The organism is Streptomyces sp. NPDC027962, assembly GCF_055566095.1.
This window is the reverse complement of sequence record NZ_JBVHTA010000098.1, coordinates 1-3240: the sequence shown is the minus strand read 5'-3', so window position 1 is coordinate 3240 and position 3240 is coordinate 1. Positions and strand designations below refer to the sequence as shown.

General features: G+C 59.1%; 2 protein-coding genes and 1 pseudogene. All 3 read right to left on the bottom strand.

Going from position 1 to position 3240, the window contains the following annotated elements:
- Positions 1-201: 201 nt before the first annotated feature.
- A complete protein-coding gene (locus ACZ4SA_RS36770; RefSeq protein ID WP_468283166.1) occupies positions 202-729 on the bottom strand; it encodes a hypothetical protein in 528 nt (175 codons plus the stop codon).
- A complete protein-coding gene (locus ACZ4SA_RS36765; protein ID WP_468283163.1) occupies positions 729-2996 on the bottom strand; it encodes a hypothetical protein in 2268 nt (755 codons plus the stop codon). The genes ACZ4SA_RS36770 and ACZ4SA_RS36765 overlap by 1 nt, the downstream gene beginning before the upstream one ends.
- Positions 2997-3058: 62 nt before the next feature.
- Positions 3059-3240: pseudogene (locus tag ACZ4SA_RS36760) on the bottom strand (hypothetical protein); the annotation flags it as partial.

Below are 3240 nucleotides of genomic sequence, written 5' to 3'. Positions count from 1 at the left end.
TGGAAGCGTAGGAACTCCCATCATCCCAGGTCAGCGGGCACCTCTTCCTGTTTCTCCATCCACAGCTCGGCCGCTACGCGGTGGATCGAGGCTCAAGCAGCCCCCGGGAAAGCGCGCCGTAGGCAGTGAGGTGAACATCCCGCCGAGCCGCCCCGACTTTCACAGAATACTGAAGACCTATTGCCGAACGCATCGAACCTGTCAGTCGGTGCACTTGAACCTCTTCGTTTCAGCCGGTACGAAGTCATCGATGAAACGTTGGAGCTTCCTGAAGCCTCCAGGGGCATCCTCGACACGATCGCCGCGAAAATGGAAAACGAATGACATGTATGCCTTCGGAGAGTCACACTTCGCCTGGACCACGGCGTGGTCGCTTCCGATCACCGCATCACCCATGAACGAAACCCCCCTCTTCTTGGCGTTCTTGGACGTGGAGGCCACTGCTTTCCAGTTCACTGGATCCGGGGGCCGATCCCAGTACTGCAGGTTGACAGCCAGAACGGACTGATTATCCACAGTCAGAGAGCATGCCGCACCAGACTGCGCCTTGAGCTCATTATATTCCACCTCAAGGTCTTCTCCTTCCGGGACGAGCGGCGACAAGGCGGATTCCGCCACAGGAACCTCGCAGAATCTCTCTGGAATGGCGAGATCCTTGCCGGCGCAACCCACAGTCGCCAATACCATGAATGCACACGAGAGGGAAGCGATTCGTCCAAATTCCTTCACTAGTGTTCTCCCGAAATCCCGTCAGCCAGCTTATTGCCATCATTGGCCGCCGCGCCGATCTTTTTGTACATTCCGTCCTCGCGGGAGTACCCCTCATGACTTTCTGCCCAGCCCGAATTGATCGAATGCCATTGTTCGGCGAGTGCGTTGAGCTGGTTCTTGCGGGTGTGGTACGTTTCCTGATTATCGCTGGTCAATTTCTCGGCCTGCCGCTGCTGCTCGTCCATGATCAAAGCAGTGGTAATCGCGTCCGCTCCGCGCTGGGCGATATCCCCGAAGACGGGAATGAAGTTGAGCAGGGCACCTGAGCCGTGGTAGCTCCACGCCTTGTCCCACGTGTAATCGCGCTGGTCACCCTTAAGCGCGTTATACCGGGCTTCCTCCATGAACCCAACCGCGTAGCCAGCCGAGCTCAGGGTGTCTTCGGGCTTCCTTGAGCTGTCGTGGAAGTCTTCGAGGATGGAATAGTTCATGCCTTCGTGGAGCATGCCGTAGGACTCCTGGCTCCGAGAGATCTGCTTGGTCATCTCCATGACCTGCCTGGCATCCAGCTTGGGGCCGTTAGTCGGCTCCCGCGTCTCGCTTGGGTCGCTCATCGCCACGTACACCTCATGACCGTGGTTGGTCATGATCTTGGCCATATCCTCACGCAGGCTCGCAGGCATGTCGTCGCCCTGTTTTGAAAGGTACTCGAGGGAATACTGGAACACCCGATCGTTCTCGGCCGTGTGCTCCACGAATCTCCCGCGCGGATTCGAGGGGTCCACGCCGGTTGCCGCAGCAGTGAGCGCAGCCCCGACACCCGCGCGGGTGTCTGGATCCTCGATATCCGGGCCTGTGGTTTCAACCTTTCGGTACTCCCGGGTGTCCACGACTTCCCAGTCACGGGCATCCTCCCCCGTGCCGAGCAAGTAGTTGAACCGCTCCTTTCCGTCAGTTGTTCCTGGGTCGAGAAAGCTCGCCGCACCCTCGGGATTGCGCGCCATCACTCCGAGGGCCCCATCGACCGGATCATTGGCGAACCACCCGTCCTCTTCGCCGCTGTAGCTTCCACGCAGATCCCAAATATCGGGATCCTTACGCTCGGTTGCGATCATGTTGTCCGTGATATCAGCAACGAAATTCGGCGAAAACCCTTCTCCTTGCTGCATAAGGGTCACGAGGCTCTGATATCCGCGAACTTGCTGATCCTGGCCGTTGCCGATCTGAATCTTGTCACCAGCGACCTTGAGGTCGTACTTGTCGTCGCCATACTTGTCCAAGTCCGCGACCCACTTATTGTAGAAGCTCGCATCCGTGGTACGTTTCCAGTCTTGGAAGGCAGTCATGTATTCCGGGGTGCCGTAGCGAAGAGGCTTACGCATGCCTTTGCTGTCCGTGGGACCCATGAACTCCGGAACTCGCGTGGCAGTAGCAAGCGATGTTGCCAATCCGCTACTGGCGGTGAGGTAGGATTGCTTACCTTTCGTGTCATCGAAGTAGGCCAGATCGTTCAAAGAATTGGAGAGCTTGAGCGTATTTTCAGGACCCAGGGAGTTGAGCAGGGTCCGGCTGAAGGCCATGTCGCCGGAGTTGTCACGCATGAGGCGTTCATACTCGGCTAGGTCGCTGGGCTTCTCGCCGGCGAGAATCTCATCTGCGTACTTCTTGGCCTCGCGGGCCTCGACGACCTCGATATCCCCCACTGCGTCCGCGTTGAAGCTGTGACCGGCGCCACGGGCGTTGTCGAACATCTCCTGGAAGAAGCTCTTGATGCCGGCGGCATCACGCAGGGCCAGCTTGGCGCCCTGGTCAGCGTCGTCCACGGACTGCACTGCCGCAGCGACGGCCCCAGTCCAACTGGCCTCGAGCATTTGGCGCGTGGTGGCTTCACCGAAGACTCCTCCGAAGGCGTCCTTGGACTTGCTCGGATCAAGATGCGCACGCCCGTTGCCATCGATGAACATGTCGGCTTCCTTGGCCGAGGCAACGAGATCCCTGACAGCCTTGATTCGGTCGGTGAACTGACCGTGGATGTCCCGCAGGATCGCTGCGATGGCTCGGGCCTCAACAGCAGCAGCGTCGAACTGCTTTCGGGTCGCCGCGAAACGGCCGTTCGCGGCTTCAGCACTGGCTCCGACCCAGCCGCCGTCGGTCGTTGCGCCCTGCACGGTCCCGCCGTAAGCCACTCCCAGATCCTCGAACCCATCGGCCATCCTGTCCCAGGACACGGCCGCGGTGGTCAAGGGATTCAGGTTGGCTGTGACGACATCCTGATAGGTGAGCATTCTTGTTCCTCACGTCTACTGAGAATCTGACTTCGACTCCGTGAATCCACGCAACCGAGAAGTCATGCCTCGCGCCGCGGATCCGGTGCGTGAACGTCGAGCCTCGCCATCGAACTCTTCACATCGTGGTCGACGTACTGGAAGTCCCTCTTAGAGCTTGTCTCACGTGGTGTCAGATCGATGCGGCATGATGGCTTGTCATGGGTGTCGGTCTGTCGCAGCGGTTGGTTCCTGACGAACTCTG